The organism is Haemophilus paracuniculus, assembly GCF_002015115.1.
Taxonomy (GTDB): Bacteria; Pseudomonadota; Gammaproteobacteria; order Enterobacterales; family Pasteurellaceae; genus Haemophilus_E; species Haemophilus_E paracuniculus.
Genome location: NZ_MUYA01000001.1, coordinates 172,798 through 199,336, shown reverse-complemented (window position 1 = coordinate 199,336; position 26,539 = coordinate 172,798). Strand labels below are relative to the sequence as shown.

Here is a 26,539-nt window from a genome sequence, read left to right as displayed (position 1 = left end):
ACGCTCAAATGTTTTTGAGAGACGAAAGTCAAAAATAAAAAACAGAGCGAAAGCTAAAAAACTAAACAAAAAAACGAATCAAATCAGTAACAGCTTGTTGAAGATTAACAAACATTAAAGAACGAAAATAAGACAAACAAAAGAATATCAAATCGTACAGCGAGAAAACAAAAAACAACTCAATGTATGATTAAAACAGAATATTCTGGCGACCAGAGTGCCGTAGTTCTACCTGACTCCATTCCGAACTCAGAAGTAAAATGCGGTAACGCCGATGGTAGTGTGGGGTTTCCCCATGTGAGAGTAGGGCATCGCCAGATTTTAATACCGACCCCTTGCAGTAATGCGAGGGGTTTTTGCTTTGCTTAAAAACTTAAAAATAAGATATAGAAAGCAAATAAACAAGCGGGCGGATTTTGGGAAATTTTCTAAAATCTGCCCCCTTGTTTTAGGTTATCGGAAAATTATTGGTTTTCGCTATCTTCTTTTTCCCAATCTAAGGCTCTTTTCACTGCTTTTTTCCAGCCGGCGTAACGTTTGGTACGTTTGGCTTCGTCACGGTCTGGCTCAAAAGTATGCTCAATTTCAGCTTTATCTTTTAATTCTTCCAGATTTTGCCAAAAACCTGTAGCTAAGCCTGCGAGATAGGCGGCACCGAGGGCGGTAACTTCTCGCACCACAGGACGTTCCACTTTGGCGTTGAGAATATCTGCTTGGAACTGCATTAGGAAATTATTGGCGACCGCACCACCGTCTACGCGTAAAGTTTCCAATTTCTCGCCACTGTCGGATTGCATTGCGTCCAATACTTCTCGGGTTTGGTAGGCGATAGATTCCAAGGTGGCTCGCACAATATGATTGCGGTTCGCCCCACGCGACAAGCCTAAAATCGCACCGCGAGCGTACGGATCCCAATAAGGGGCACCTAAGCCTGTGAAGGCTGGCACGACATAAACGCCGTTGCTATCGGGTACTTTTTTGGCAAAGTATTGGGAATCGGCACTGTCGTGGATAATTTTGAGCTCGTCTCGTAGCCATTGAATTGAGGCGCCGCCCATAAAGATTGAGCCTTCTAACGCATAGCACGGCTCGCCTTTGGCGTTGCAAGCGATGGTGGTGAGCAAGCCGTTTTGGGATTGCACCGCACGGTCGCCGGTGTTCATCAACATAAAACAGCCTGTGCCGTAGGTATTTTTCGCCATTCCTGCTTCCACGCAGAGATGACCGTATAATGCCGCTTGTTGGTCGCCTGCAATGCCTGCCACGGGGATTCGCACGCCACCTTTACCGCCGATATTGGTTTGTCCGTAGATTTCCGATGAGTTTTTCACTTCGGGTAACATTTCTCTTGGAATATCGAGCAGTTGCAACATTTTGTCGTCCCACTGTTTGGTGTGAATGTTGAACAACATTGTGCGAGAAGCGTTGGTGTAGTCGGTAACGTGGGAACGCCCTTGGGTCAGTTTCCACACGAGCCAAGTATCGACCGTACCGAACAATAATTCGCCTTTTTTCGCACGCTCTCTTGCCCCTTCGACGTTGTCCAAAATCCACTTTACTTTGGTGCCAGAGAAGTAAGGATCGACCACCAACCCTGTGGTTTGGCGAATGTAATCTTCGTGTCCGTCCGCTTTCAATTTGGCACAGGTGTCGGCGGTGCGGCGGCATTGCCACACAATCGCATTGTAAATCGGCTTGCCCGTCTCTTTTTCCCACACAATCGTCGTTTCACGCTGGTTAGTGATCCCAATCGCGGCAATTTTATCGGAGGAAATACCCGCTTTCGCCACTACTTCATTGAGGGTTGAGCTTTGGGTCGCCCAAATTTCCATTGGATTATGTTCCACCCAGCCAGCTTGCGGATAGATTTGGGTAAATTCGCGTTGTGCCACTTCAACAATGTTGGCGTTTTTATCCAACAACACCGCACGGGAGCTGGTTGTGCCTTGATCGAGGGCGATAATGTATTCTTTGCTCATTTGCATTCTCCTTATTTTTCACAATTGCAAGGTAGATTTTTACCGATAAAACGGCGGTAGCCCCACGCACCGAGTAACGCACCGACAATCGGGGCGAAGATTGGCACGATAAAATAAGGCACGGCAAGTCCGCCCGTGAAAGCAACTTCACCCCAGCCTGCCAAATAAGCGAATAATTTCGGGCCGAAATCGCGTGCTGGGTTCATCGCAAAGCCAGTTAAAGGCCCTGTCGCACCGCCGATGACCGCAATTAACAAGCCGATCAGCAACGGTGCCATTGCCCCTCTTGGCACACCGTTGCCGTCATCGGTAAGGGCGAGGATTAACGCCATTAACACGGCGGTGATCACCATTTCCACCACAAAGGCTTGGGCGATGCCGATTTGAGGGTGTGGGTAGGTGGAAAACACGCCAGCGAATCCAACCACTTCCCCACGCACAAGGTTTTGTGCAGTTTCCGCCGCCACGAACAGATCTTTGTACAAAAAGTAGATTAAAGCTGCCGAGCAGAATGCCCCCAGCACTTGCGAGATGATGTAAGGCAACACTTTTTTGCCGTCAAAACAGGCAAATTTCCACAACGCAATGGTTACGGCAGGGTTGAGGTGAGCTCCCGAAGCCCCAGCGGTGCAATAGACCGCCATTGCGACCCCCACGCCCCAGATGATTGAAATCTCCCACAAACTCATCGCCGAACCTGCCAACTGAGCCGCCGCCACACAGCCCGCCCCAAAGAAAATAATCAAGCCTGTGCCGATAAATTCTGCAATACAAGCCCCTTTCAAACGATTGTCCATTTTCCCCTCCTAATGAAATAAGTGAATGGAAATGTTGCAAAACGAAAACGTTTGCGGCGGAAAGTAATGGAAAACGAACATCTTTGCAAAGAGAGAATTGTCAATTTGTGAGCTGGTTCACAAAATTTGTGTGGTTTTTCTTATTGGTAAAAATTTGCTTAAAACCGACCGCTTGTAATACCAAAAATTTTGTGAAGTGCCTCACAAATTTGCGTAAAGAAAGTAGGCAAAAGCGAAAAATTGTTTATTATCGCCAAAATTTTTTTCGTATAACAACATTCCGTGGAGGAGACAATGAAAATCAAAACTTTACTGTTGAGTGCGGTGGCAATGGCGGTGTTGGCTGGGTGTAGCAGTCAAATGGCAACCTCAAAAAGTGATAAGCTGATCATCGCTCATCGTGGGGCGAGCGGTTATTTACCTGAGCATACCTTGGAGTCGAAAGCTTTGGCGTTCGGGCAACAAGCGGATTATTTAGAGCAAGATTTAGCGATGACCAAAGATAATCGCTTGGTGGTGATTCACGACCATTTCCTTGATGGTTTGACCGATGTCGCTCAAAAATTCCCAAATCGAGCCAGAAAAGACGGGCGTTTTTATGTCGCCGATTTTACTTTGGCGGAGATTAAATCGTTGCGAATGACCGAAAATTTCAAAGTCGAAAACGGCAAGCAGGTGCAGGTTTATCCGAACCGTTTCCCAATGTGGAAATCGGATTTTAAAATTCACACTTTTGAGGAAGAAATTGAATTTATTCAAGGCTTAGAAAAATCCACGGGAAAAAAAATTGGGATCTATCCTGAAATCAAAGCACCGTGGCTTCATCACAAAGAGGGCAAGGATATTGCGTTGGAAACCCTCAAAGTGCTGAAAAAATATGGCTACGACAAAAAATCCGATCGGGTTTATCTGCAAACCTTTGATTTTAATGAGTTGAAACGGATCAAAACCGAACTTCTGCCAAAATTGGAAATGGACGTGAAATTGGTGCAACTGATCGCTTACACCGATTGGAACGAAACCGAAGAGAAAAACGCTTCGGGTAAATGGGTGAATTACAGCTACGATTGGATGTTCCAACCGAACGCAATGCAAGAAGTGGCGAAATATGCAGATGGCGTTGGGCCGGGTTGGTATATGTTGATCGACAAAGAAAAATCTAAACCGAGCAAAGTGGTTTACACCCCTCTCGTGGCAGAATTGACAAAAACCAAGTTGGAACTTCACCCTTACACGGTGCGAAAAGATGCCCTGCCTGATTTCTTCACCGATGTAAACCAAATGTACGATGCCTTGCTCAACAAAGCAGGGGCAACGGGCGTATTCACCGATTTCCCTGATACTGGCGTGGAATTTCTGAAACAGCAGAAATAGGTAAGGATATTACAAGCGGTGAGACGGTGTAAAAGTTTTGCGTGATCTCACCGCTTGTGATTATTATGCGAAATGATTAGAGATGATAGTAAACGAAAAATTGATTAAAGAAAGAATTTGAAGAGTGTTATAAGTGATGGTGCCCGAGGCCAGACTTGAACTGGCACGCCCCGAAAGGCGAGGGATTTTAAATCCTTTGTGTAGCCATCTAGACATCTAAACTTGGCAACTATTAAGAACTACTTGCCAAAAATCATAGCAAGTAGCTCTATTTTACGATTTTTATTTTACTTGTAAACCCTGAAACAGAAAAATTTACAACCGATTGACGTGATCCCGAAGATGTTCAGGATCGTCCTCAATGTATTCCATTGTTACGATAATGCTGCTATGTCCTAGCAGTTTCTGAGTAACGTAAATATTTTCAGGATTTTTCATCAACGTGGTAGCTACGGTATGACGAAAACGGTGAGGGCTTACTGTTGAGCCAATCTTTTCAGAAATGACTCTAAAAATATGAGAAAGTTGATCTGTACTCATCTCTAATCCTTTTCTACGAGTAAATTTAGAAAAAAGATTTAAGTTAAAAATTGTGTGCAAGGTGGGCTTTTTATCTGTTGATGCTCTAAATATAATCGTTCTAAATACGGCATTAATTTATTAGATAACGGAATTGTATGATCTTTATGGCTTTTATTATTTTCAGCAGAAATGTGTAATAACTTCTTATTAAAATCAATATCTGATATTTTCATTTTAAGAAGCTGTTTTCTCCTAATGGCTGTATATCTTAATGTTTTGACTAATGCTAAAAAGAACCAGTTAGGGGTTAAAATATTTGGTATATTCTCATTAGAACAGAGTAACCAATCCATTTGTTCTAATTGCTTATCTTGCAATGTTTTCTTTTTCTTCTTATCTTTTATAACTTGTAATCCTGCAAAGGGATTATGTTCAATTTTAAGGTATTTATGCTTTATACCAAAATTGTACAATGGACTAATATGGCTGACATATTTATTCCAAGTTGCACGAGATAAATGAGGTAATACCATATTTCTCCATTTGCCTACCGATTCTGCGGTTAATTCATCAGGAAGCATATTTGGATGATACTTTTTAAATTGCTCTAAAACACTTTCATATGTTTTTTGAGTGTCAATTCGATGATCGCGTAACAAAAAATTTTTGTAATAATTCATCAAAAGTAATTTGTTGTGTTTGTTTATCCATAATAAGGATATCCTCTAAGTTTGAGCCATTGATTGTTGACGGCAAGTTTATCACCAAGAATCAACTTCACATCTTCTATCAAGAAACCATTCAAGATAGATGTTCTTTTGGGCCCCACTACGGAACATTCCCAGATATTTCGGCTATCATTTTCCGTATGACAGCGTTTATGAATACCGAGATTTTGGAAATGTTTTTGTAATAATTCCCAAGCTGCTTCATCGGTAACGCCTGCCTCTCTCAAATATATCTGAAAACTGTTCGGTGTAACAAGGAAAAGGTGATTTTGCACAATATGAATAAGGGCATTCGGTTTATTGACAAAAATTTTGCCTGAGAGTACGCCTGCTTTAACCCAATTTAAAAAGGCAAGTCCGTCAATAATTTCGGTGGTGTTCGGCGGACAAGCGGTAGGTTTTGCCTCTTTTTTGACATTTTTTGCCATTTTAGGGGCTACTTTTTGCGGTGGTGTAGGTAAAGGTAATAACTCTGTCTCTTCTGCAACTGATTGCGATTTCAGGGATTTTTCTACCACTGGTTCAGCATTTTGTTCGGCGGTATCTGGCATCATATCATCAAAGAATTGCAGGGCGAATGCGACATCATCTGTGCTTTCTGTACTGTCAACTGTTGGTTCAGAGAATGATTGTGTCGGATTTTCTACAACTGGTTCAGTCGTTAAATGATCATTAACTGGTTCAGCTTCAAAAGTCGGCGGTACGACATTATTGGCTGTATCAGCAATAGATAGATCAGGCATCGTATTCGGTACTTCTACGTCAGACAAAACGGGGACAACGTCCGTAGAAACAGAATTACCTTGTTCATCAACCACGTTAACACGCCCTTCAAAAAGGGCTGGACGCTGTTCAATGTTATCCCAAATCACGTTCGGGGAGATTTTCAATAAGGAAAATGGCTTTGGTGGTGCCCAACCAATATTTGATGCGACTTTGCAGTTCCAAATGGCCGTATCTTGGGCAGTTTTCTCAATTAAATTATGGGCTTGTAACTCATCAAACAATTTACCATTTAGACTAGGCACGCTCACCCCCTGAGACATTAGGTGAGCTCGAATATGATCAGCGGTGCTTTTGCTCATTAGCCAAAGCCCATCTTCGGTAAGCCAGCCATCGCAGCCACCTTTCGGTGCATTGAGTTTGAACTGTCCAACAACGTGGCGTAAGGCAATTTGTAACTGTTTCGCAAACGACATTTTTGGCTGTTCGGCAAGTTTGCCAGGATCACCACCGAGAGCCATTGTGACACTAATTTGGTCAGCTTTCTGGATAATTTCTGCCAAAATACCCGCTTTATCGTGATGTCCAGAAATGAAAGTCATCAATTGGGCAAAGGCTTGGGGAAATTTGCCGATCCAATCAAAGGCTTCTTTGGGTAGCATTTGTGAGGCAAAAAAGCCGCCGAGGGTTGGGTGTAACGAGTAATCTCGTCCTTTAATATAGCGGAAATTGTAGGGTTGTGTCGGCTTGCCCTGCCACGGAAACCAACGGGTGCCGTCTTTTTGTTGGACTTCAATATCAACGGCGACCTTGCCAATATCGTGTAAAAGAGCGGCATAAATCACTACGGCAGTCCATACATCTCGCTGTTTGGCTTGTTCTTCGGGGGCGGCATTCGGTGGTAACACATAACTTTGACGTAGGCGAGCCGCAATAGAAATGACTTCAAGCCCGTGATCGAGCATTCCGCCGATATGGGCGTGATGATGGGATTCTGAGGCAGGTAACAATTGTACCATTTCCGCATAATGTTCAATCGGTGTACGGTACAATTTTTTGAACATATCAGGTGTCATTGAGACATTTTGCCAAATTGTATTAAGGTACTGTTTGCGTAAAGGTGTATCCAGTAATTTATCTGCTGAGAGGGGGCTGTGCCAGCCGTCTGTCGGTTGCTCTTCTGCGGTAAGCGGTGTTTGTGATTTGGTTGGACGGAATGAGTTGAGGAGTTTTTTGAGCATTCTGATTAAGTGCTTGTTACTAATTTTCACTATTACAACAAGAACAAGTGAGAGGGTAAAGCAGAAAGTGAATGCAATTTGATGAGATTTTTTCTATACTTGGTTTTCTGTTTCAGGGTGTACAAGTAAAATTTTACTTTACTTGAATACGGATGTTTTGCTTGTTTTTATCCCCCAATAACTTTACAAAAAGTCAATTAAATTGAGGAATGTATGATTAAGTCATTGAAGTTGGTTAATGTTGGACCAGCACCCGAGCTACATTTAACATTAGGGACACGTCTGAATGTCTTAACTGGCGATAATGGTTTAGGTAAATCTTTTTTACTTGATATTATGTGGTGGTCTTTAACGAGAAGCTGGCCCAAAAATATCAATCCTAAAATTCAAAGTGGCTATGTTGCTAAGCCGATAGACTTAAAGAATAATGCTGAAATTCACTTTTCTTTATTAGGAAAAACACAACAAGAAAAAAATTACCAAGCAACTTATATTCCAAGAGATGAAAGCTGGGTTGGGAAAGCTGGACGACCAATCAATCCAGGTTTAGTCATTTATGCGATGAGTGATGGAAGCTTTGCCTTATGGGATCCTGCTAGAAATTATTGGCGTAATATTTGGGAAGCTAACAATTATAGTGGAATGAATGATGCATCGAGACCTGCTGCATACGTCTATTCTCAGTCTGAAATCTGGGAAGGTGTACCTGGTGAAAATAGCAGAGAGCATTTCTCAGGTCTTCTATATGATTGGGCTATATGGCAATCAGGCAATTCTGAACATTTTTCACAACTACAATCTGTTTTAAAATCATTATCTACCAAAGAAGAACCATTAGAATTAGGTAAACTTAGACGATTAATGTTAGATGATGATCGTGTGTATCCTACAATAAAAACATCCTACGGGCAGGAAGTTTTATTGCCTCATGCTTCATCTGGCGTAAAACGTATTGTTGCATTAGCTTATTTTTTAGTTCACTCTTGGAAAAAACATTGTGAGAATGCAAGTTTAATTGGTGAAGAGCCTACAAACCAAATTACTTTTTTAATTGATGAAGTTGAAGCTCATTTACATCCAAAATGGCAAAGACAAATTATTCCTGCAATATTAAAGGTAATAACTGATTTATCTGAAAATGCTACAACGCAGTTAATAACGGCAACACATTCTCCTTTGATAATGGCTTCTCTTGAACCCTTATTTGATAAAAACCAAGATTTATGGATAGATTTTGATTTAAGAGAAGGAAAAATTGAGGTAAGGAAGGAGCTATTTGAAAAATTAGGAACTATTAATAATTGGTTAGAAAGTGAGGCTTTTAATTTAAAAAATAGTTACTCCTTAGAGTACGAGAAATTAATAGAAGAAGCAAAAGAATTAATTAGTTCACGTCGTGAAATAAAACCAACATCAGAAGAAATAGAAAGAATAAGAAAAAAACTATCAGAAGCTCTATCACCTACGGATGAATTTTTATTTTATTGGCGATCTATTTGTGAGAAAAAGGGATACCTAAAAAGTGTTGAAAATATATAATTATCCTGAGCCAGAATATTTTGATCAAGAGATTCGGAAACCAGGTCTATCTTGGCTATCTACTCATCCTAATGCTAAGCCCTCTAAGTATAAAAATTATTGGAGTAAGTGTTTGCCTGATCTTGCAAATCTCTACAAAGGTATTTGCTGTTATTATTGCGTTTTTATTGAAAATGCAACAGGAGAAGCTACGGTAGATCATTATCTTCCTAAATCTAAATATCCCAAATTAACATATGAGTGGTCAAATTTTAGATATGCTTGTATAAAAGCTAATAATAGGAAAGGAAATTATGATGATGTTATAGATCCTATAACAATTCCATCTCATAGCCTATTTAAATTAGATTTTGGGAATGGTGAAATTTATTATGATATATCCAACGATATAATATCTCATAATGTGTTGGATTCAACTATTCAGAGATTGAAGTTAAATAATCCTGAATTATGTAATATGAGATTAGAACATTTTAATTCTTATCTAAAAGATGATACTACCCTAAATGGGTTAAAAGCTCGTAGTCCATTTGTATATAGTGAAGCATTAAGACAAGGGCTTCTATAATAGCTAGCTTTGTAAATGTGTATTCAAAAGCCTTTTAGCCCTTTTGCCTTTTCAAACAATCAAACTGCTTTTTCGGGTAAGTCCGCTCCGCTTCGGCGGAGCGGTTTACCCTTGAAAAATTACCCTTATTCCCCTTAGCCTTTTCCCTTTCCTCGCCCAAAACTGTTTTGGGATTTGATACAGTTTTTTTGTTTTATTACCTATTTTTGCAGGGCATACTTTCATCATTGTGTTTACTTACTATTATAAGGTTAAATAATGGCAACAGTGATAATGAAATTTACGGTTGAAATTGATGGTAAAGCTATTATTCAACATCAAATTGAAGAGAAAGCAGAGAAACGCTCTTACTTTCTTCAAGAGCGTAAATTAACGAAAGAAATTATAGATAAGATGAATGAATTCCATTCTGAACGATGGATTGATTCAAAACCTTGGACAGATTTTAATGAAATGCAATAATATTATTGGTTGCAAGTATTATAAATAGCTTTTGCTAATATATTTAATTTAATAGCAATAAAGTCTTCCTGAGTATAAGATGACTTGTTCCATTCTTCTATAAGGTTGTTTTGATTCTTTTCGCCTAAATCTACTGATAATAGATTTGAAGCAGCAATAACTGCTTCGCCAAAGGTGATACTAAGTTTATCTGACATATTAAGTCCTCTATTCTGTTAAGATAGTTATAAATAAGAATTAAATATACCACATTTGGTTAATATGGTGAAACAGAAAGGGCTTGTATTGTTACTAGTGTTGAGAATAAATGATATTTAATTACAAGAAAATTACACTTTTATAGTGGATGAGGTTCACAATATGCATCAAAAACAGATTAAGAATGATGAATACTGGGACAGATTAAAAGAGCAACTGAAAAATGAGTTTCACAGTGCATTTGATGATTTCTTGCTAACTGAGGCAGAAATTACAGATATTGTTGATGAATATGTTGGGTCAGAGTTTAAAAATCAATGGGAGAATTAAATGGATATACTAATAGAGATAGTAGGAAAACCTTTTGTTTCTGTAACTGGACCTTTTTTCTTTTTATTACTAATTGCATCATTTTGTATGCTGTATGTTTTATTTTTCGGTGGAGTATTAGTAGGAGTAGCATCTTTCGTTTTTAATAAAATAAAAAACAAAACGATTCAAAAGGTAATTAAAAATGAAATGATTCAAGATTTGTTAATAATTTTATATGGGATTATTGCTTTCTGTTCTTTTGTTGCTAGTTGTTATTATTGGGATAAATTAGATGAAACTAATGAAGAAAATTATAAGAACATTTATCATAATATAATTAGCAACCCTAAAATAGATTCGTTATCTAAAATTGAGAAAGAAATATTAAATCGTTGTTTATTACCTCGTAGTAATTATCCTAGCTTGTTGGCAATACAAAGTTGTGTTGACGATGAAATAGAAAAAGAAAAGATAAAAGAAGAAAAACGAAAAATGAAAGAGATTAAGCCTATTCAGTAGGAATAAATAAAGGGATCGAATGATCCCTTTATTTTTTCATTATTATAAATGAGCCTCAACAGGTTTGTGTAATTGTTGTTGAATAGCATTCACAATAAAATGATTAATAGATACACCTTGTAGTTTCGCTTGTTCAGAAACTTGATAAGATAAAGTTTCATCATAACGTAATGTAAAGGTTTTTTGTTTACTTGGTTTAAATGCTTCAATACCTAAATCTTGGCAATCTTGTAAATAGGCTTGTAATGAGATTTCACCTTCTTGGTAAAGCCCATCAACACTATCTGCAAGAAAATCACAATAACCTGTGGTATTTAAGAATTTTCCGCGAAACATTTTATATTCAGGCACATAGCTGATAACAGCCTTATGCGAGCCAATTTCAATGAAATTAGTCATATTATCAATATTATTTTTCATTAGGGGTCACTCCTATTGATATAAGCCATTCTCGTAAGCTAACCACAGCACCTTTATCGGTGTCTGGTGATGGATGTGGGCGATGAAATCTTGCCACACTACCATTCAACAGAAATCTTACTCTCGAACCTTCGCCTTGCAAAACTTGCCCACCTAATGATTCAATCAGTAATTCGATTTCTTTCCACTTAATATTTGCTCTGGTCGGTTTATCGAAAATCGCTTTTAACGTATTAAGTTGCTTTTTTCGCATAGTCTATATCCTCAATGAGGGCATTATATGACTTCACTTTACGAAGTCAATACTACTCACCTTCATTATCGTCTTCCTCATCATCAAATTCTTCCCCAAACACATCTTTGGCAAAGGTTTTGATTTCATCATCGCAAAGGTGGTTTTCGTAAAAACTGCCGCTCATATCTGCAATAAAATCCCCTGCAAACCACCAGCCTGGCTCGAAAAATGATAAGGTAAAGTCAATGGTTGGAAAGGTCTCACATAATGTTTCGAACCATTCTCTTGGCGGCGACCAAGGTGTATCAAAATAGCAGGTGATATGCCCATCAGATTCCGTGATGTCATAAGTGGTTGCATTCCATTTGCACCCCCATTGTTGGCAATGCCAATCATACCAAGTCTCTACACCATATTTGGCAAGGTTGTCGATATACTGTTGCCCAAGTGTCAAATCTACTCCTAAGACTTTTTGTTCGCTTGGGTTTGCTTGCAACCATTCTACAAATTGGTTGAGCGACCACATTTGCTGGGTAGCCAGCGTATAGATTCGATTGACTTGCGAGCGGGGAAGGTATTTTTCCATTAATTCTAAGGAAAAAAGTTGATATTGAAATTCTTCCAATAATTGACGACTTTTTGTCCCCATACTTGAACACTCAATATCTAATTCCACAGGCATTGGTTTTAATTTTGTAAAATCAAGGCACAAATTACCTTCGTCTGTTTTAGAAAATAACTTGTTTTTCAAGTTATCGAGTTGATCGGTTGGACAATAAAAATCCAATTTATTTTCGCACCAATTTGGCATAGAGTACTCCTATTTTATTAAAAATAAGGGATACACTATTCCCATAGGGATAATGTATCCCTTGGGATAAGTAAAAATAAAGGAATCAAAAGATCCCTTTATTTTTTGTAGTAGATTAACTCATCTTCAATGATTTGATTGAGCCAGTTTATATTGCCAACCGCCTATCCAATGAGCCAGCGTAAAAAATTGCGTTCTTACTTGGTGAGATAAGCTGTCGCCGATGCTGACACAAGCAGGAATATGCAAAAGAGAGAGTTGAATATAGCACATCATTGCGGCTGAAAAATCCACATCTTGACAATGTACCCAAAGCTGTTGCTGAGGGTTAAATTTTTCTTCCGTCAGATGATTTACACTTGCAATAATCATCACACCTGAGCCACAAGCAGGCTCTGATAATGTCATATAACCTTTCTGCTCAATAATTTTATGACAGTTCGATAAGGTTATTTTTGCCATCATCTCGGCGATTGATTGAGGCGTAAAGTATTGTCCTTTGTAGCCATCACCTAAATTAAGGTGCATAAAGACTGTGCCTAAGAAATCGTATCTTTTCTCCGTTAGAGCTTCTACAACCACCGCAAATAATTGCGTTAATTGAGTAAACTCTTGATTAGAATAACGCTTTCTTGCGTGTTGATAGCGATCTTTAAATGTGTCATCACAGGCTTGATAAGCGGTACTCGCAAAATACAGCTCTAATCCACTTATTGTGATGAAATCGTAAAATACCTCGGAACGGCGGTAGTGAGGGGCAATATGGTTGAATAATTCAACGAATTGTTTTTCAAAGTGTGTCATCGGGATTACTCCAAAATGAAACGGAGTAATCCCCTAGGGAATTACCCCTAGGGTGAAAAAATACGGCACAGAGTATGCCGTATTACTGTGTAAAATTATCCATCGTAAATTCAGAGAATATACTATGGAAAGTCCCACTTAAATTTAGGTATGACAGACAGTATCACGCCGTGTTTACCAATACAGTTATACATTTCTCGGAAACGCTGAATGGCTTCTCGGCGGGTATAGTGTAAAAAATGGGCTTCTTTCTGTATGCCATTATCATCTTTGCCAATGATAATCCAGCAATCGTGCCCACGCGGTACAGTTTGCATAGTGTATGCTCCTTTGTTGAAAATAAGGGATACACAATGCCCAAGGGGATAATGTATCCCCTGAGGGTGAAGTTAGGCGGCTTCTTCAAAACGTGATTCGTACTGTTGTTGCACATTTAAGGCTTCCAACATATAGTCACACGCATTGCGAGCGTAGCCTGTCGCACGGAAAATCGCCCGTTTATCGTTTTTCAATACCTGAATCCAGCTGGCGATGTAACTCGCATTCTGTGGAACGGTATTAAAACCCAGTTGAGCACATAAAAATGCTCCACCGATTTCGGCGACCAACTCCTCGAAAGCATAAATTTTGTTGCCAAATTTTGCTTTGCCTGAGCTAATGCCCTCACGATTTAGACGACTTTGATGCCCTGTTGCGTGGGTCATCTCGTGCATTAAGGTTGAGTAAAAGTCTTGCTCGGAATGAAATTGTTTCACCTCGGGCATTACCACTTTATCGGTGGTAGCCTGATAGAACGCCTTATTGCTTGGTTTCACTTCGACTTTCAAGCCCAGTCCTTTAATCATTTGCCGAATTTCGGTAAAGATTTCGTATGGGTTGTCTGTCTCAATGTTGGCTTTAAGCGGTTCATACATCGCAGGCGGTAAGTTTTCGCACTGCTCGATGTTGAACACATTGTGCTTATTCAAATAAGCAAAATGCTCCATCAGTGGATTGCCATCATCATCAAACAAGAGTTCACCATTCTCATCGGTGGCCTCTCGTTCGACAGGGCGGTAATTGACAATCACGGTCGCTTTCTCGCCTTTGCGAACGTGTCCGCCGAGCTCCATTGCTTTTTTCGCCGTGATCCATTTGGATTGACGATAGCCGTGCGTGCTGGATGCTAACCACAATAGTAGTATGTTTATCCCACTATAAAGTCGGTTACTGACCGCATTACGCGGTAAATCCAGATTACACGCTGGCGTATCCCACGGTTTTAGCCACGGTGCGGTCCCCGTTTCAAGGGCTTCCACGATACGGTCGGTTACGTTTTGATAAAGGTCGAATTTTGCAGTTGGTTGAGTGTTCATAAGGTGTTCTCCATAAAAATGGGGAACACGCCCAAAGGGGAACGTATTCCCCTGAGGGTAAAACCGCCGTACAAGCGGTCGGTTTGAGGTAAAAATTGACAAATTACGCGTGAAGTTGGGCATATTTCTGCACATTTCGGCGTGCATCGGCAATCGCATTACTGATTAACTCGGTTTTATAGCCACTGAAAAAACGATCTTTCGGGGAAAAACTGAGGTTGCTCAGATGATCTTCGCCTAAGGATAATCCTGTTTGTTTATCTAGCACTTGGGCATAGAGATTGGCAAAATGGATTTTTCCCTCGACAACGGATTGCATCATTTCGTCCACATCGCAAAGATCGCCAAATAGCCATTCAGGTTTTTCGGCGTAAAATTCGCAAGGGGTTTGCACCAATTCGATGCGGTAATTTACGGTATTAAAACAGTAGGCAACTTGTTCTTCACGAGGTGTGGCTTCCGCAATTTGGTAGCCTACTGTTGCAAGATATTTAGATGTGCATTGTATATGTTCTTTGAGTTTTAAAAGAAATTCATCCCACAAAGTCATATATTTGTGTACTTTACCTTTTGGGAAATACCAATCTTTTTTTCCAGTAGAAAAGAAAGGTTGATATTCTGCTTCATCTGCCACTATCTCCATACAGTTCCAATTAGCGTAGCGGTAGCCAAACCAGTTTTTACTAATACGGATGCAACGAGATTCTCCCCATTCAATAAGATGTCCTAGTAATTTAGTAAACATATTCTGTTTACGTTTACTTGGATTGAGATGGTTAAATAATCTGATCAAATCCTCTTGATAAAGTCTCCCATAAAATGCTACGCCATCGCCTTGACAATAATCTAGGTGATACTCGATTTTTAAGCCATCAGGAAACCCTGCTTTAACTAGTTGTTGGTTTAGGTAAGTTTGTAAAATGTTCATTGTGTTTCTCCAAAGAAAAAGGGGAACACAATGCCCATTCGGGAAGTGTTTCCCCGATGGGTGAAAGGTAAAGGTGATGGTTAAAGTAGCCGCTTGAAATGATTGGCTGCTTCAAAAGTATAACTTTCTTCAACTGCCTCAGTTTCATCAATTAACCCTGCTTTCAGCAGAATTTGAGCGATGCCGTCAAAAAATTGGAACAGCATATAATGGACTAATCCTGTGATTTCGACTTTGTGCGGGCGACAGAAATAATCCTTGTCCACCCAAAGCCGAATATCGTCTTTCAAGCCAGCTTCTTTAATTATGCGATAAACCGTTTCTGAAATGTTGATCAGGTCGTGCTGTTGCAGCAGCCAGATCGTATAACGATTCCAGTCCCCTTTACGCATTGGTTCAATACAAATATTGAACAAGCATTGCGGTGAAGAGGGTTTGAAATTGAAATGACGGTTATCCCAAATAAATTTAAGTAAATTAAGATCGTGTTGATACATCGTGTTTCTCCAAATAAAAAAGGGAAACACTATGCCCCATAGGGAAATATGTTTCCCTGATGGGTAGAAGGTAAATGTGAAAGGGTAAATGAATGTTGCTTCACTCCGTCTCTTTTTTTAGATTTTTAAATTCCTCATAAAAAAAGATAGGGGTATAAAAACTCATTTTCAGACAAGCAAATAGCTCTGCTCGAATAATAAGCATAGCATTTCGCAACTTTTCATCTGTTGCACAATTGATGAAAAGTGCCATAAATGCGGTAACGATTGCCGCAAAAATAAATACGGCCAGATAAGTTAAGACAGCTAATATAATCGTAGTTAGCATAATGTGTTCCTCATAAAAAATAGGGAACACGCCCAATGGGAACGTATTCCCAAGTGGGTAAATGGTAAAAGTGGTTAAAAGACTATTTTTTGTCTCTTAACAAATCTCTGTTCGCCCAGACGATAAAAGCAACAAATGCAGTGATGATTGTTGCACTACCTAGGAGAGCGATCAGAAATAACGGGTGTAATGAGTCCATTAGCGATCCCCTTGTTGATGTTTATCGGTTAGTTTGTCGGACAAGTATATACAGAAATGTCCGAAGCCCCAAATATAAAATCCCCACATTAGTAAGGCAAAGCCTTCCAATACAGACATTTGATCGTTGGATACTATGATACCAATAAAGCCAATGCCAACTAAGTAGCCTGCTTTCCGCAGGTCCTCGCCAAGTCTGGCAAGTAATTTAGGAATGAATTTATTCATAAAATCACCCTAAGTTCTACTTACAACCAATGTGTTCGCATTTTTCTGCGACACATTGAGAAAGCGAAAATGTCGTTCAGACATCTGTTGCATAAAACGAACAGCGGTTTCGCTTGGTTCTCTTTTATCCCACGCCTTGATCGCATTTTGTTGAATTTCTTCAACAAGCGGATGGTGAGATGAAGGTTGCCACTTTTGGGGCAAGTAATCGGCAAGACAAAGTAAAGTAATATGTACTTTCATTGTAAATTCCTCGATTTATGGGGAAATACAATGCCAGATCAGGGAAAAGTATTTCCCCAAAGGGTGGATATTATTGGATTTGATTCAATGCGAACAACGTAGAAGCTGCACCTGCAATAAAGGCCAAAATCCAAAGTACGATAGAGATAAAAATCCAACGTTTTTTACGCTGACGAATTTCGTCCTCGTAAAATACCGCTTGCTCATCGAGCAAGGACTGCAATTCAAGGCGGTGCATTTCTGCTTCTTCCTCGATACTGCGGTTAATACCCTGAGTAACTTCAAGGTATTTGTCCGTTGCTTTATGTTTGGCAAATAAAAAGGCTTTGCCCAATTTATTGCCTAAGCGGTTGAACATTGTTGGTTTAGCAGATTTCTCTGCTACGGTGATGGTTGGATCTGTCCAAAGATCCACTTGTGAATTGATGCTCATAATGAGTTCTCCAAGGTAAAAAAGTCCAAGGAGAAACAACCTATTCCGCAGGGAATAAATGTTTTCCCTGGACAGGTTGATGAAAGGTAAAAGTTGCATTCCCGACAATCGAAGGTCGGAGTCCTTTTCAGAATGCTTAGGAACATTTGGGCAATGAGCTATTTCACCGCAGTGAACCGTCATCTTTTAAGCTCAGATGACCTACTTTGCTATCAACGATAGCGAAAAGTTAAGGGTATTATGCTCTTGGTAAGGCAAGATACAACAGAAAATTGAAAATCAGTTTTGGAGAGTTTTTTACTGTGGAAACTATTTTAATTTATATTATATTTTTGTCTTTAACTTAAATGAGGTATTGGGTAAATTGACAGAAAACAAACAAATTACTACATAAAATGTTCAGTAAATTATATAAAATTCTTTCAGAGAAAAAACAGTACCCATTTGAAACATTATTCAGTTATGGCTACATTGAAAATAATTTTGAAGTTATTGCATTGTTATTCGCTGAACAGCCTTGCCACGGTTATTATTATGCCCATATTGCCCAACATCCTGTCAAGAAATGTTGGGTAAGTTGTTTAGTTTATTCTTCCTCATTGATTATTGGTAAAAATCATCAAGATTGGATAAATAACTTTCATTACTGGATAAAAGTTAGGCTAGATTATGAACCCGTTTCCTATCTGGTAGCAAATTATAGCTATGCGGAAAGTATTCATTTAGATTCTGCGGTTAAAGAATTAGAGAAAATGATTGCAAATTTTAATATTGAGGCAATCTATCAAGAAAATGAGAATGACCATCCAAGCAACCCTCAAATCATTGAATTTTATGGGTTGCAAGATGTTGGAAATGAAAATGGAGAGTATCCACCTATTTTGCAATATATTGATATAATTTATCACTAAACTCTTGGTTGTTAATAAAACAACATTGAGAAGTAAGTGTATTATATTGAGTTTCAGAGATAGGTAAGGGGTTATTCGGAGATTTTGCCATTAACTCACCATTAGCAAATATTTTTTGAAGCTCGGAATTAGACTGAAATAATTCTTGAACACTTAATCTTTTCTTATTTCCTTTATGTAAAATAAAATGGAAATCAAACCCTTTTTTATGAGGAAAATCGCAGAGTGTTAAAAGCATATAGGGAATCATCCATAATTCAAGATCAGTATAACTCCAAATTTTCTTTTTATCAGCCAGTTGAATCATTTTTTTGAATCTTTCCATTGGTAAATTACCTTTACCACAGAGAGACCAACAAAAGCAATACGCTTTAAGTAAATTCTCTGGTTGCATAAAATCTTGTCTAAATTGATTTGATTGCGAAAAATTAAAAGAGGCAGAAAACCAACTTTGACGTAGTGATTTTTTTGCTCGTAAGCTACAAATATCTATTGCTTCTTCGCTTATTTGTTGTCCATTTGGCGATTCAAGAGGATAATGTCGATAAATTGTAGCCTTATCAACGCTATTGGCATTTACCAAGGTGAGTTTCTCATTACATTCTGGGCAATACGGGTGAATATGGTTTTCTTTATAATTATTTCCTGCTTTTTTTAGAAATTCTTCTGCGGAAAGTAAAATACCATTAGGTTTTCTAAAACAAGCTTTGGGGATAAGATATTCATTCATATTATCTTCCTTCTTGACACTTTAATCTGTTTGCTAATTATACAAAATTATTGTTAAAAACTCTTTTAATTTCAAAAACACTTTCCCATTCTCTTTCCCTCATCAATTTTTTAAGGTAACGCTGACGTGATCTATCTTAATTGGAGTCTGTTATGCGTTATCTGTCTCTCTTGACGTTATTTGTCGCATCGAACCCCGTTTGGGCGAATAGCGTTAATCAGTTAGAAAATACGAAGGTGGTCGTTTACACCACCTCAAATTATCCCCTCGAACAAAAAGGTTTTGCCGACCAAATCTATTTTTTAGATGAGGTCGAAAAGCTGGAAGAAGCCTTTGGTAAAGCATTGAGTGAAAATCCTGCCACCGCAGAAAAACAGGCACAAGCCTTGTTGCAATCAGAGCAAGGAAAGCAATTTCAAGCACGATTACAGCAAGCCTACCAAGGTATTGCGGATGGCTGGCGAAATGGGGTAATGAAAGTCCCCGCCGTTGTATTTTATCCAGAAAATGCGGAGCCTTTGGTCATTTATGGCGAAACCAACGTGGCAAAAGCCGTGCAACGCTATAAATCTCGGTTTTAGGGGGAAATATGGCAAAAAATTCCGCTTATCTCACCGCTTGTCTTGCTTTATCTGTTCCAGCATTTGGACTGGTTAATACTGCCTCAGCGATTGAAGGTTCGAGCATCAACACCCTCAGCATTATGGCATCCAGTGCCTCACCAAGCTGTCTCGATTATAAAGTCAAAGGGATGTGCTTTTGGCTGAAATGCAGCTGGAAAGGTTGTCGTGTGCGAACCTCAGTCAAGGTACAGCATTTTATCCCTGAAATGGTGGTATCAGCTTATAACCACAAAGGACAAAGCCCGTGGACGGAAGTACGAGCCTTAAATTTTGGGGCAGTCGGCGGTGGGCGAAACCAAACACCGAACAAAAATTACACCCAATTCCGTTTTAAAAATGCCGAAGCCTTTGGGCATCCAGGCGGTGCGGTTTTCAAATTAGCGGGTGGACTAGGTTTTGCCTGCCAAAGTCAGACCACGCCGTACAAACCTTATTTTCTCAGTGCCTTAGACTTCTTAGCGTGGAATTACGGTATGCCTGAGATGTTCTATCCCGAAGCCCTGACACCGCTAATGCGAGAGGTGCGAGCTAATGGCGATACTTGGGGCAACATTTACCCACGTTCTGGCAGTGTAACTCAAACGCACGACTACAAAGCCTCGGCAGTCATTGCCCAACGCGTGGCTGATATTGTTACCCGAAGCGGTCAGTTACACCTTTATTTTTCAGCTACTGCCGAAGATAACAAAAATGACGGTAAATGGTATCCCAAACCTGTTCAAGAGGGGGATTCAGCTAATCATAAATGGCAGATGCTAAGCCCTAAAATGTCCAATACTTGTGCTATTTTTCCAGACGGCGGTGCCGTGGATAGCTACGGTGATAAATTATCCAACACCGAAAATTACAGTTGGGCGTTATGGCGACCGTATAGCTGTTGTAAAAAAATGGGACAAAAATTTTTATGGGCAACCGAATGGTAATTTGTTAATAAGGAAACAGAAATGAAACTAAAATCAACCTTGAAACGCCTCTCAGCGGTAATATTGTTGAGTTCTGCATTATCGACAATGCCGACAACCGTGTTAGCCAATACCGAATATGTGCAGGGTACGGCGTTGTCAGATAGAGTTTATTATCAGATCGGTGGAGGCTCGGCGGTAATGCCACCGCCGTCTCGCCAACGCCCAAATGAGCTTTCGCTCGGTTTGGGGTGGAAAGCCAATCTGATGTGCGGTAATTTTGACATTAAAACCACCGTTAAAAACCAGTTAAACGGCATTACAGAAGGCTTTAAAGATTTGTACGGCAACGTGATTGAATCGGCGACAGGGGCAGTGGCAAGCCTACCTGCAATGATCATCCAACGTTCAAACCCTCAGTTGTACGATATGCTGACCAATGGCTTGTATCAAGCCAAACTCGATTTCGACTCACTCAAAACCAATTGTGAAGAGATGTCGAATAAACTGGCTGATTTAGCGATGGGGAGCAAATGGGTAAAAAGAGCCGAGCTGGAAAATTACAAAGAGATCACGGCGACTGAAACCGATGCGAAAGCTGCGAAGAAAAAAGCCGAAAATTATAAAGGTGAAGACGGTACAAGGTGGATCGGCGGTGAAAAACGTGGTGGTCAAGGGCAGAAAGCGATTGATGTAATCGCCGATGTGGTCGGTGCAGGTTACAATATGGCTCTTGGTCGAGGCGTTACTGAAAAAAATGCGGTAGTAAAATGTGATGGTTCGTTATGTACGACGTGGAAATCCCCAGCGGAAGCCGCGGAATATGGCAGACGCGTGCTAGGTAGCAAAACGCTTTCCACCTGTACTACCTGCGGAACACCACCAAAAGAGCAAGCAGGCACTGGGTTGGCACCTGAAATTGAGAAAAGCACCAATGAAAAATCGGCAAAATTGGAAGCGATTCTTAATACGGATAAACCAACCGCCGCACAACTTAATGAGTTAAGCACGTCCACCGTGGGCATAACTCGTGGCTTGATTGAAGCCTTGAAAGAGGATACTGACGCACCGATTCTCGGGGCGAGATTATCCCAAGAGCTGGCGATTTCACAAGAATTAGAAAAAGCGTTGATGTTACGCCGTATGCTACTAACAGGGATGAAAGAGCCGAATGTGTCAAATAATGAAGAGGCACAAGAGGATTTAGAAAAGTCTCTTAAATTGTTAGATCGTGAAATCGAGCAAGTGAAATTAGAGATGGACTTGCAAAAATCGATCTCGAATAACACTGCTGTTGCCATTCTCAATAGCCGCATCACGGAACAAAACCGTTCACTGGATAGCAACGCCGAAGACAGTGCTAACCGCCGCTTAGCGAATTTGAGTAAAAATCGTGAAGCGAATGATGTTGATCGTAGCCAAGGCGGTTTAACAGGCTTCCCTGGTAAATTGGCTGACAATTACATTGTCATTCCAAAATCAGAGGGAACGGGCATTGATAATATCTACGGTAGTTTTGCAGCAGGTACATCGACACTGAGTGGTTCAACTTCAAGTTCGGCAGGTTCTTATGCACCAGTTGGGGCGATAAGTGGCACGGCAATGGAACAAGCCCAAGGGTTACTCAGAAAATTTGAAGGTTTTAGTTCTGGTACATATTGGGATGTTAATGCACATCGAGCAGGTTATGGTTCCGATACGATTACCAAAGCTGATGGCTCGGTAGTCAAAGTTGTAGAAGGAATGAAAGTTTCCCGAGAAGATGCGGAACGAGATTTAGCCCGCCGTTCGCAAATTTTTGCAAACCAAGCTAAACGGGAAATTTCAGCCACTGCGTGGGATAAATTAACCCCGAATGCACAAGCTGTTTTAACTTCATATATTTATAATTATGGTAGTTTGAAAAAAACAGAAAGTGTGATTAAGGCAGCCCAAAAATCGGCAGAAACAGGTGATATGACGGCTCTTGCAACGGCTATTCGCAATCGTCAAGTTGATAATGATGGAAAAAATGCAAAACGCCGAAATCAAGAAGCAGATTACATTTTAAACGGGAAATAAAATGTGGTACAGTATTCAAAAATTGAATTTACATTTAAACACAACAAATAGGAGAAATTATGCGTAAAGTAGCAATGCTAGTATTAGCAACATTATTTTCTACCTCAGCATTAGCGGCAGGCAACAATACAATTTTTTCTTGTACATTAAAAAATGGTAAACCGCTTGCAGTTGAAAAAATTGCTGATGATTATGTTTTTTCATATGATAAAACGAGCTTTAAAAATAAAATAAAGCAAGTATTATCGCACGAAGATTCTAGTTTTGCCGTTGGTTCTGGTTTTGTTTCTAGTTCATTAGCATTTGAGAATGGTGGAAAAACTTATTTTATTGGGGTTTCAGAAGGGCGAAATAGTTCAGCTCCGCCCCACGTTGAGTTTGTAATTAAAACAGGTAGTGATGACGATCCTATCTTTGAATGTAATACGAAGAAAAAGATCGTAATGAAATTTGAGAAAAATCTGATGAGAGACGAAACCGTCAGATAAAGTAAAAAAGCAGCTCAATGAGCTGCTTTTTTATGGTTATTTGCATTGCTCGAAGAAATCGGCTAAGGCTTGAATTTCTTGTGGACTCCATTCGATTTCAGCCTCTGGGGCAGGGGAATTCAAAGAAACTTTATTTGACTTTAACATTAAGAAAGCCCGATTAAAACTAGCCTCAAATTCCTCTGGTGTATTTCCTGAAATCGGAATGTTTCCCGCTTGATCACCCCTTTCAATCAACGTTTGAATTTTTGGATTAAGTGGAATAGGGGCAATAACACCATTCTTCATAGGATACTCTCTTATACATTGCTGTTGGAATCAATTCGCAGCATAGCGGAATGCCTCGTACTGTGCAAATTCTGCCAAACAAACCGCTTGACAGGCATAGTATCAATCCTAATATAGAGTAAGAAAATGCTTCGGGAAGGACTAATATGAAAAAGCAACATAATGAATCAACGGCAGTTGATCAGCGAGTAGATCAGATCAGTGCAGCAATAAATTATTCTATTTACCAACCTTATCTTCTCAAAAGGAAAGTTTTCCCTGAGGGTAGACTTATTACGCCTGATAGGGTAGAAAAAATTTTAGAGGATGTGGACATTATTTTAGGTAAAGTACCTTAATCATCTAACCGTGATACGATATACCACTTTAACCTGTTGTGTAAAAAAGGTTGCATTTTTCAAGAGAATAGCTAATCTATGCAAGATAGCTATCTTATCTATTATTAGGAGAAAATTATGGCTCTCACATTACCATTATCCGCAGATTTTGAAGAGGTAACTTCAAAACAATTTCAATCCCAATTTGGGCGTGTGATTGATATTGTCAAAGGAAAGAAACCTGTGGTGGTTACACAATATGGTCGCCGCACAATGATGATTTTGCCTTATGAAGAAGCAGTCGAATTGACCAAAGCGAAGGCAGTCAAAAATATTGTGGCACTGTTTGAGGAACGGGCAAAAAATCCACCCAAATCCATTGAAAGTATTACATTAGATGAACTTAACGCAATGATCGATAATGAAAGAAGTAAACGATAATTATCTGGTTATTGACACCAATGTACTCATTAGTGGTTTGATTTCTCCAAGCTCAAAACCTAGTTTAGCGATTTTAAAGGCTCTTACACAATATCAAGTTTGCGTTTCAAATGAGACATTTCAAGAATTTGTGGAAGTTTCGCAGAGAGAGAAATTTGCCAAATACTTAGCACCTGAGGTCTTAAAATTTTTTACTGATAACTTCGCAAAATCCGTGATTTTTGTGGACGTAACAGAAAAAATTACAGACTGTAAAGATCCCAAAGACAATAAATTTTTAGAGGTTGCATTAAGTGCAAATGCTAAGTATTTAATTACGGGAGATAAGAGAGATTTGCTGAGTATGAACCCTTATAAAAAGGTAGAGATTATTTCAGTGAGTGAGTTTTTAGAAAACGGTTAATACGAAATTATAGAATATCTTACCGCTTGACAAGCTCAAAATTTAGGCTAATACTATCGCAAACGAGAATATCGGAGGAAGCATGTCAATTTTCAGCAAAATGGTCAGTAGCTATAAGCGTCTATTAGACGAAGGACAAAAGTCAGAGTGGGCGACAGCAGAAATTACTGAGTACGGTATTTTCAATGTTCCCGAAGATTTAAAAGAATCAGCAAGAAAGAAAGTTGAGGCGTTTGAAGCTAGTATATCTACTAAACGAGAAGATGATTCTATTAAGACTATTTCTTCTCTTCTTGCACTTTCCAAATTAGAAATAAATGATTACTATGTAGATGAAGATGGTCATTACCATACTTCTCAATGGTAATTCTGCAAATGGTCGTTTATTCATATAAACGACCATTTGTTTATTTAGAGTCTAATAGTATTTTATTTTTTAGGTATTTTATCTGTATCAGTTGATCTCATAGTTTTATCAGAACTGTTACTAATTATATTGGACAATGCAGCTCCCGCATTTACCCCAGCCCAACTTAATGCTCCAAGAAATAACATTGGCAACAGGATATACATAATATTGATCACAACGGATAATATCCCATCGTCAGAATCATTCATTATCCCGAATGCATTAAATAGCGGATGAGCATCGCTAGAATATATTGTGATGATCATCCAGTTATCTAGCCAACGAGCTAATTCCCACCAAAAAGATAAGAAAAAGATACCAAATTGCACTAGTGTCATCGTTATTATCGTTTTCACATCATAGCTACCGATAACCGCAATGACTGGCATACAAATCATTATTGCCATCAGCATAATGCCTTGCACCATTGGTAATGATTGTTTGATAACGTCAAAAACGGGGGCAGTTACAATGCTACCAGCGGCAGAGCCAAGTGAACTTGCTACATAAGTCATCCACGAGGAACCGCTACTTGCTCCAATGCTACTTGCATTTGAATCACCATACCCACCATACACACGACCTGTTGAGGCTCGCATATTCTGTGGACTCACCAATCGCCGAACGACAATGTCGGTGTAATCTTCTTTACTGTTCCAAATTTTACGCAACTTGGTCATTGTATCTGGCTCAACTTGCTCGACTAATCGGGCTTTTAAGCCGATTTGGCTGTCAGACCACCATTCCTTACAGCTAGGAAAGCCACCGTTACCTGTATTCGGTAAGCCCTGATCTCGATTAGCATCGTAGGGCCACTGCTTCCGCGGCGTTTGGGCTCGATAAGCATCATACAGCCCCTCGGTTTTCAGCATCAATTTTGAGCCGATCCAGTCCAAATCGCGTGCTTGTTCTTCATCGAGTTCAAGTTGCTTACGCTTGATTTTGGCTCGTGCAGGAATAAAACATTGTTGCACAAAATCCAGCACTTCCTGACGTAGCACGGGGCTGGTAATTTGCGTATTTTGGATTTCAAAACGCACTTGGCGTAAATCAGGTTTGCAGGGAAGCGTGGCAATCGCCCCGTGGGTCAAACCTTTACCGACCGTATAGGTAAATGCCCACCAAAGCGGCAAGGCAGGGCTTTTGCCACCTAATTCCGAAGAAAGCCCTGATAATCCCGTTTCGCTGGCTTTGTACACCGTAAAACCGCACTGTCTCATTCGTTCCGTATTGAATTGCAACGTATTATACGACACGTTAAACAGCGGCACGCAGGTCAGCATCATCACCACTAACGAGATATAAATTTTGTTTTCGAGCCAATTGGCAAGCAGTCGTCCTTTGTTTCCCTCGTCATCGCCTTGTTCCCGCACTTTTAGGAATGAGCTGATGATATGTGCCAAGAAAGGAATTGCCATAATGCCTGTTTGAGTCAATAAATCCCAAATCCCGTTACTGATCACCCAGCCAAGGATAGTCAGAAAGTATTCATAATAGTGATCGACCGTTAATGTGATATTCATC

At 39.7% G+C, this 26,539-nt stretch carries 35 protein-coding genes and 1 rRNA gene; 16 read left to right on the top strand and 20 right to left on the bottom strand.

Annotation, left to right across the window (positions count from 1 at the left end):
* Positions 1-204: 204 nt before the first annotated feature.
* Positions 205-320 (top strand): 5S ribosomal RNA (gene rrf, locus B0187_RS01080).
* Between the two features lie 144 nt (positions 321-464).
* Here rrf and glpK read toward each other — a convergent pair.
* Together glpK and B0187_RS01070 are read right to left on the bottom strand one after the other, a co-directional pair.
* Positions 465-1,979 (bottom strand): glycerol kinase GlpK, encoded by a 1,515-nt coding sequence (gene glpK, locus B0187_RS01075; protein WP_078235948.1) that lies wholly within the window; start codon positions 1,977-1,979, stop codon positions 465-467.
* Positions 1,980-1,990: 11 nt separating this feature from the next.
* Positions 1,991-2,776, bottom strand: a complete 786-nt coding sequence (locus tag B0187_RS01070; RefSeq protein WP_078235946.1) for an MIP/aquaporin family protein — start codon at positions 2,774-2,776, stop codon at positions 1,991-1,993.
* 294 nt (positions 2,777-3,070) lie between these two features.
* On the opposite strand from B0187_RS01070, the gene glpQ reads away from it, so the two are divergent.
* On the top strand, positions 3,071-4,150 hold the full coding sequence (gene glpQ, locus B0187_RS01065) for a glycerophosphodiester phosphodiesterase (RefSeq protein WP_078235943.1): 1,080 nt from the start codon (positions 3,071-3,073) through the stop codon (positions 4,148-4,150).
* A gap of 315 nt (positions 4,151-4,465) precedes the next feature.
* Here glpQ and B0187_RS10400 read toward each other — a convergent pair whose 3' ends face one another.
* Genes B0187_RS10400 through mobH form a run of 3 tightly spaced genes read right to left on the bottom strand, consistent with a single transcriptional unit; the run spans position 4,466 to position 7,364 of the window.
* Positions 4,466-4,690 carry a tyrosine-type recombinase/integrase gene (locus tag B0187_RS10400; RefSeq protein ID WP_143413740.1) on the bottom strand — a complete coding sequence of 75 codons (225 nt, stop codon included), beginning with the start codon at positions 4,688-4,690 and terminating at the stop codon, positions 4,466-4,468.
* A 38-nt stretch (positions 4,691-4,728) separates the two neighbouring features.
* Positions 4,729-5,352 carry a tyrosine-type recombinase/integrase gene (locus tag B0187_RS10140; protein ID WP_143413739.1) on the bottom strand — a complete coding sequence of 208 codons (624 nt, stop codon included), beginning with the start codon at positions 5,350-5,352 and terminating at the stop codon, positions 4,729-4,731.
* A gap of 23 nt (positions 5,353-5,375) precedes the next feature.
* Positions 5,376-7,364: a MobH family relaxase gene (gene mobH, locus B0187_RS01050; protein ID WP_078235941.1), complete on the bottom strand. Its 1,989-nt coding sequence runs from the start codon at positions 7,362-7,364 to the stop codon at positions 5,376-5,378.
* 213 nt (positions 7,365-7,577) lie between these two features.
* On the opposite strand from mobH, the gene B0187_RS01045 reads away from it, so the two are divergent.
* The 3 genes from B0187_RS01045 to B0187_RS01035 all read left to right on the top strand — a co-directional run bounded on the left by B0187_RS01045 (position 7,578) and on the right by B0187_RS01035 (position 9,933).
* On the top strand, positions 7,578-8,903 hold the full coding sequence (locus B0187_RS01045; protein WP_078235938.1) for an AAA family ATPase: 1,326 nt from the start codon (positions 7,578-7,580) through the stop codon (positions 8,901-8,903).
* Positions 8,887-9,471, top strand: coding sequence for an HNH endonuclease family protein (locus B0187_RS01040; RefSeq protein WP_078235934.1), 585 nt, complete (start codon positions 8,887-8,889; stop codon positions 9,469-9,471). Before B0187_RS01045 ends, B0187_RS01040 begins: the two co-directional genes overlap by 17 nt.
* Positions 9,472-9,729: 258 nt before the next feature.
* Positions 9,730-9,933, top strand: coding sequence for a hypothetical protein (locus B0187_RS01035; RefSeq protein ID WP_078235932.1), 204 nt, complete (start codon positions 9,730-9,732; stop codon positions 9,931-9,933).
* Between the two features lie 2 nt (positions 9,934-9,935).
* On the opposite strand, the gene B0187_RS01030 is transcribed toward B0187_RS01035, so the two are convergent.
* Positions 9,936-10,130 (bottom strand): hypothetical protein, encoded by a 195-nt coding sequence (locus B0187_RS01030; protein WP_078235929.1) that lies wholly within the window; start codon positions 10,128-10,130, stop codon positions 9,936-9,938.
* 163 nt (positions 10,131-10,293) lie between these two features.
* Between B0187_RS01030 and B0187_RS10210 the strand changes: the two genes are divergently transcribed.
* Positions 10,294-10,461, top strand: coding sequence for a hypothetical protein (locus tag B0187_RS10210; RefSeq protein WP_158078212.1), 168 nt, complete (start codon positions 10,294-10,296; stop codon positions 10,459-10,461).
* Entirely contained in the window at positions 10,462-10,962 is a 501-nt protein-coding gene (locus B0187_RS01025; RefSeq protein ID WP_078235926.1) for a hypothetical protein, read from the top strand.
* 42 nt (positions 10,963-11,004) lie between these two features.
* Here B0187_RS01025 and B0187_RS01020 read toward each other — a convergent pair whose 3' ends face one another.
* The 11 genes from B0187_RS01020 to B0187_RS00965 all read right to left on the bottom strand — a co-directional run bounded on the left by B0187_RS01020 (position 11,005) and on the right by B0187_RS00965 (position 17,442).
* The gene (locus B0187_RS01020) at positions 11,005-11,382 is read right to left on the bottom strand and encodes a type II toxin-antitoxin system HicB family antitoxin (protein WP_245796990.1); all 378 of its coding nucleotides are present in this window, start codon (positions 11,380-11,382) and stop codon (positions 11,005-11,007) included.
* Positions 11,372-11,635 carry a type II toxin-antitoxin system HicA family toxin gene (locus B0187_RS01015; protein WP_078235923.1) on the bottom strand — a complete coding sequence of 88 codons (264 nt, stop codon included), beginning with the start codon at positions 11,633-11,635 and terminating at the stop codon, positions 11,372-11,374. The genes B0187_RS01020 and B0187_RS01015 overlap by 11 nt, the downstream gene beginning before the upstream one ends.
* 52 nt (positions 11,636-11,687) lie before the next feature.
* Positions 11,688-12,428 carry a DUF1281 family ferredoxin-like fold protein gene (locus B0187_RS10205; RefSeq protein ID WP_078235920.1) on the bottom strand — a complete coding sequence of 247 codons (741 nt, stop codon included), beginning with the start codon at positions 12,426-12,428 and terminating at the stop codon, positions 11,688-11,690.
* A 126-nt stretch (positions 12,429-12,554) separates the two neighbouring features.
* Positions 12,555-13,232 carry an N-6 DNA methylase gene (locus B0187_RS01005; RefSeq protein ID WP_078235918.1) on the bottom strand — a complete coding sequence of 226 codons (678 nt, stop codon included), beginning with the start codon at positions 13,230-13,232 and terminating at the stop codon, positions 12,555-12,557.
* Between the two features lie 389 nt (positions 13,233-13,621).
* Positions 13,622-14,587, bottom strand: a complete 966-nt coding sequence (locus tag B0187_RS00995) for an ArdC family protein (RefSeq protein ID WP_078235914.1) — start codon at positions 14,585-14,587, stop codon at positions 13,622-13,624.
* 103 nt (positions 14,588-14,690) lie between these two features.
* On the bottom strand, positions 14,691-15,515 hold the full coding sequence (locus B0187_RS00990) for an SIMPL domain-containing protein (RefSeq protein WP_078235912.1): 825 nt from the start codon (positions 15,513-15,515) through the stop codon (positions 14,691-14,693).
* 80 nt (positions 15,516-15,595) lie between these two features.
* A complete protein-coding gene (locus B0187_RS00985) occupies positions 15,596-15,907 on the bottom strand; it encodes a hemophilus-specific protein (protein WP_245796989.1) in 312 nt (103 codons plus the stop codon).
* A gap of 205 nt (positions 15,908-16,112) precedes the next feature.
* Positions 16,113-16,340 (bottom strand): hypothetical protein, encoded by a 228-nt coding sequence (locus B0187_RS00980; protein ID WP_078235908.1) that lies wholly within the window; start codon positions 16,338-16,340, stop codon positions 16,113-16,115.
* Between the two features lie 198 nt (positions 16,341-16,538).
* Positions 16,539-16,766, bottom strand: coding sequence for a hypothetical protein (locus tag B0187_RS00975; RefSeq protein WP_078235906.1), 228 nt, complete (start codon positions 16,764-16,766; stop codon positions 16,539-16,541).
* 9 nt (positions 16,767-16,775) lie between these two features.
* Positions 16,776-17,009 carry a hypothetical protein gene (locus B0187_RS00970; protein WP_078235904.1) on the bottom strand — a complete coding sequence of 78 codons (234 nt, stop codon included), beginning with the start codon at positions 17,007-17,009 and terminating at the stop codon, positions 16,776-16,778.
* Between the two features lie 70 nt (positions 17,010-17,079).
* On the bottom strand, positions 17,080-17,442 hold the full coding sequence (locus tag B0187_RS00965; RefSeq protein WP_078235902.1) for a hypothetical protein: 363 nt from the start codon (positions 17,440-17,442) through the stop codon (positions 17,080-17,082).
* A 395-nt stretch (positions 17,443-17,837) separates the two neighbouring features.
* Here B0187_RS00965 and B0187_RS00960 point away from each other — a divergent pair, with 395 nt between their 5' ends.
* Positions 17,838-18,353 (top strand): hypothetical protein, encoded by a 516-nt coding sequence (locus tag B0187_RS00960; RefSeq protein ID WP_078235900.1) that lies wholly within the window; start codon positions 17,838-17,840, stop codon positions 18,351-18,353.
* Here the strand turns inward: B0187_RS00960 and B0187_RS00955 are convergent.
* Positions 18,319-19,083: a hypothetical protein gene (locus tag B0187_RS00955; RefSeq protein ID WP_078235897.1), complete on the bottom strand. Its 765-nt coding sequence runs from the start codon at positions 19,081-19,083 to the stop codon at positions 18,319-18,321. The genes B0187_RS00960 and B0187_RS00955 overlap by 35 nt on opposite strands.
* 152 nt (positions 19,084-19,235) lie before the next feature.
* On the opposite strand from B0187_RS00955, the gene B0187_RS00950 reads away from it, so the two are divergent.
* Genes B0187_RS00950 through B0187_RS00935 form a run of 4 tightly spaced genes read left to right on the top strand, consistent with a single transcriptional unit; the run spans position 19,236 to position 23,157 of the window.
* Positions 19,236-19,664 carry a TIGR03757 family integrating conjugative element protein gene (locus tag B0187_RS00950; RefSeq protein WP_078235895.1) on the top strand — a complete coding sequence of 143 codons (429 nt, stop codon included), beginning with the start codon at positions 19,236-19,238 and terminating at the stop codon, positions 19,662-19,664.
* Between the two features lie 8 nt (positions 19,665-19,672).
* A complete protein-coding gene (locus tag B0187_RS00945; RefSeq protein WP_078235894.1) occupies positions 19,673-20,629 on the top strand; it encodes a TIGR03756 family integrating conjugative element protein in 957 nt (318 codons plus the stop codon).
* A gap of 21 nt (positions 20,630-20,650) precedes the next feature.
* Positions 20,651-22,669 carry an integrating conjugative element protein gene (locus B0187_RS00940; RefSeq protein WP_078235892.1) on the top strand — a complete coding sequence of 673 codons (2,019 nt, stop codon included), beginning with the start codon at positions 20,651-20,653 and terminating at the stop codon, positions 22,667-22,669.
* 59 nt (positions 22,670-22,728) lie between these two features.
* The gene (locus tag B0187_RS00935; RefSeq protein ID WP_078235890.1) at positions 22,729-23,157 is read left to right on the top strand and encodes a hypothetical protein; all 429 of its coding nucleotides are present in this window, start codon (positions 22,729-22,731) and stop codon (positions 23,155-23,157) included.
* A 36-nt stretch (positions 23,158-23,193) separates the two neighbouring features.
* Here B0187_RS00935 and B0187_RS00930 read toward each other — a convergent pair whose 3' ends face one another.
* A complete protein-coding gene (locus B0187_RS00930; protein WP_078235887.1) occupies positions 23,194-23,445 on the bottom strand; it encodes a hypothetical protein in 252 nt (83 codons plus the stop codon).
* A gap of 146 nt (positions 23,446-23,591) precedes the next feature.
* Here B0187_RS00930 and B0187_RS00925 point away from each other — a divergent pair, with 146 nt between their 5' ends.
* The 4 genes from B0187_RS00925 to B0187_RS00910 all read left to right on the top strand — a co-directional run bounded on the left by B0187_RS00925 (position 23,592) and on the right by B0187_RS00910 (position 24,973).
* Entirely contained in the window at positions 23,592-23,783 is a 192-nt protein-coding gene (locus B0187_RS00925) for a hypothetical protein (RefSeq protein ID WP_078235885.1), read from the top strand.
* Positions 23,784-23,900: 117 nt separating this feature from the next.
* On the top strand, positions 23,901-24,203 hold the full coding sequence (locus B0187_RS00920) for a type II toxin-antitoxin system prevent-host-death family antitoxin (protein ID WP_245796988.1): 303 nt from the start codon (positions 23,901-23,903) through the stop codon (positions 24,201-24,203).
* Entirely contained in the window at positions 24,184-24,606 is a 423-nt protein-coding gene (locus B0187_RS00915) for a putative toxin-antitoxin system toxin component, PIN family (RefSeq protein WP_078235881.1), read from the top strand. The genes B0187_RS00920 and B0187_RS00915 overlap by 20 nt, the downstream gene beginning before the upstream one ends.
* An 82-nt stretch (positions 24,607-24,688) precedes the next feature.
* Positions 24,689-24,973 carry a hypothetical protein gene (locus B0187_RS00910; RefSeq protein ID WP_078235880.1) on the top strand — a complete coding sequence of 95 codons (285 nt, stop codon included), beginning with the start codon at positions 24,689-24,691 and terminating at the stop codon, positions 24,971-24,973.
* Positions 24,974-25,035: 62 nt separating this feature from the next.
* Here B0187_RS00910 and B0187_RS00905 read toward each other — a convergent pair whose 3' ends face one another.
* Positions 25,036-26,538, bottom strand: a complete 1,503-nt coding sequence (locus tag B0187_RS00905; RefSeq protein ID WP_078235878.1) for a conjugal transfer protein TraG N-terminal domain-containing protein — start codon at positions 26,536-26,538, stop codon at positions 25,036-25,038.
* Position 26,539: the final 1 nt, after the last annotated feature.

Bases quoted from the DNA above. Each gene is read 5' to 3' on its own strand.
- glpK (WP_078235948.1), bottom strand. From the start codon at position 1,979: ATGAGCAAAGAATACATTATCGCCCTCGATCAAGGCACAACCAGCTCC.
- B0187_RS01070 (WP_078235946.1), bottom strand. From the start codon at position 2,776: ATGGACAATCGTTTGAAAGGGGCTTGTATTGCAGAATTTATCGGCACA.
- glpQ (WP_078235943.1), top strand. From the start codon at position 3,071: ATGAAAATCAAAACTTTACTGTTGAGTGCGGTGGCAATGGCGGTGTTG.
- B0187_RS10400 (WP_143413740.1), bottom strand. From the start codon at position 4,690: ATGAGTACAGATCAACTTTCTCATATTTTTAGAGTCATTTCTGAAAAG.
- B0187_RS10140 (WP_143413739.1), bottom strand. From the start codon at position 5,352: ATGAATTATTACAAAAATTTTTTGTTACGCGATCATCGAATTGACACT.
- mobH (WP_078235941.1), bottom strand. From the start codon at position 7,364: ATGCTCAAAAAACTCCTCAACTCATTCCGTCCAACCAAATCACAAACA.
- B0187_RS01045 (WP_078235938.1), top strand. From the start codon at position 7,578: ATGATTAAGTCATTGAAGTTGGTTAATGTTGGACCAGCACCCGAGCTA.
- B0187_RS01035 (WP_078235932.1), top strand. From the start codon at position 9,730: ATGGCAACAGTGATAATGAAATTTACGGTTGAAATTGATGGTAAAGCT.
- B0187_RS01030 (WP_078235929.1), bottom strand. From the start codon at position 10,130: ATGTCAGATAAACTTAGTATCACCTTTGGCGAAGCAGTTATTGCTGCT.
- B0187_RS10210 (WP_158078212.1), top strand. From the start codon at position 10,294: ATGCATCAAAAACAGATTAAGAATGATGAATACTGGGACAGATTAAAA.
- B0187_RS01025 (WP_078235926.1), top strand. From the start codon at position 10,462: ATGGATATACTAATAGAGATAGTAGGAAAACCTTTTGTTTCTGTAACT.
- B0187_RS01020 (WP_245796990.1), bottom strand. From the start codon at position 11,382: ATGAAAAATAATATTGATAATATGACTAATTTCATTGAAATTGGCTCG.
- B0187_RS01015 (WP_078235923.1), bottom strand. From the start codon at position 11,635: ATGCGAAAAAAGCAACTTAATACGTTAAAAGCGATTTTCGATAAACCG.
- B0187_RS10205 (WP_078235920.1), bottom strand. From the start codon at position 12,428: ATGCCAAATTGGTGCGAAAATAAATTGGATTTTTATTGTCCAACCGAT.
- B0187_RS01005 (WP_078235918.1), bottom strand. From the start codon at position 13,232: ATGACACACTTTGAAAAACAATTCGTTGAATTATTCAACCATATTGCC.
- B0187_RS00995 (WP_078235914.1), bottom strand. From the start codon at position 14,587: ATGAACACTCAACCAACTGCAAAATTCGACCTTTATCAAAACGTAACC.
- B0187_RS00990 (WP_078235912.1), bottom strand. From the start codon at position 15,515: ATGAACATTTTACAAACTTACCTAAACCAACAACTAGTTAAAGCAGGG.
- B0187_RS00985 (WP_245796989.1), bottom strand. From the start codon at position 15,907: ATGCGTAAAGGGGACTGGAATCGTTATACGATCTGGCTGCTGCAACAG.
- B0187_RS00980 (WP_078235908.1), bottom strand. From the start codon at position 16,340: ATGCTAACTACGATTATATTAGCTGTCTTAACTTATCTGGCCGTATTT.
- B0187_RS00975 (WP_078235906.1), bottom strand. From the start codon at position 16,766: ATGAATAAATTCATTCCTAAATTACTTGCCAGACTTGGCGAGGACCTG.
- B0187_RS00970 (WP_078235904.1), bottom strand. From the start codon at position 17,009: ATGAAAGTACATATTACTTTACTTTGTCTTGCCGATTACTTGCCCCAA.
- B0187_RS00965 (WP_078235902.1), bottom strand. From the start codon at position 17,442: ATGAGCATCAATTCACAAGTGGATCTTTGGACAGATCCAACCATCACC.
- B0187_RS00960 (WP_078235900.1), top strand. From the start codon at position 17,838: ATGTTCAGTAAATTATATAAAATTCTTTCAGAGAAAAAACAGTACCCA.
- B0187_RS00955 (WP_078235897.1), bottom strand. From the start codon at position 19,083: ATGAATGAATATCTTATCCCCAAAGCTTGTTTTAGAAAACCTAATGGT.
- B0187_RS00950 (WP_078235895.1), top strand. From the start codon at position 19,236: ATGCGTTATCTGTCTCTCTTGACGTTATTTGTCGCATCGAACCCCGTT.
- B0187_RS00945 (WP_078235894.1), top strand. From the start codon at position 19,673: ATGGCAAAAAATTCCGCTTATCTCACCGCTTGTCTTGCTTTATCTGTT.
- B0187_RS00940 (WP_078235892.1), top strand. From the start codon at position 20,651: ATGAAACTAAAATCAACCTTGAAACGCCTCTCAGCGGTAATATTGTTG.
- B0187_RS00935 (WP_078235890.1), top strand. From the start codon at position 22,729: ATGCGTAAAGTAGCAATGCTAGTATTAGCAACATTATTTTCTACCTCA.
- B0187_RS00930 (WP_078235887.1), bottom strand. From the start codon at position 23,445: ATGAAGAATGGTGTTATTGCCCCTATTCCACTTAATCCAAAAATTCAA.
- B0187_RS00925 (WP_078235885.1), top strand. From the start codon at position 23,592: ATGAAAAAGCAACATAATGAATCAACGGCAGTTGATCAGCGAGTAGAT.
- B0187_RS00920 (WP_245796988.1), top strand. From the start codon at position 23,901: ATGGCTCTCACATTACCATTATCCGCAGATTTTGAAGAGGTAACTTCA.
- B0187_RS00915 (WP_078235881.1), top strand. From the start codon at position 24,184: ATGAAAGAAGTAAACGATAATTATCTGGTTATTGACACCAATGTACTC.
- B0187_RS00910 (WP_078235880.1), top strand. From the start codon at position 24,689: ATGTCAATTTTCAGCAAAATGGTCAGTAGCTATAAGCGTCTATTAGAC.
- B0187_RS00905 (WP_078235878.1), bottom strand. From the start codon at position 26,538: ATGAATATCACATTAACGGTCGATCACTATTATGAATACTTTCTGACT.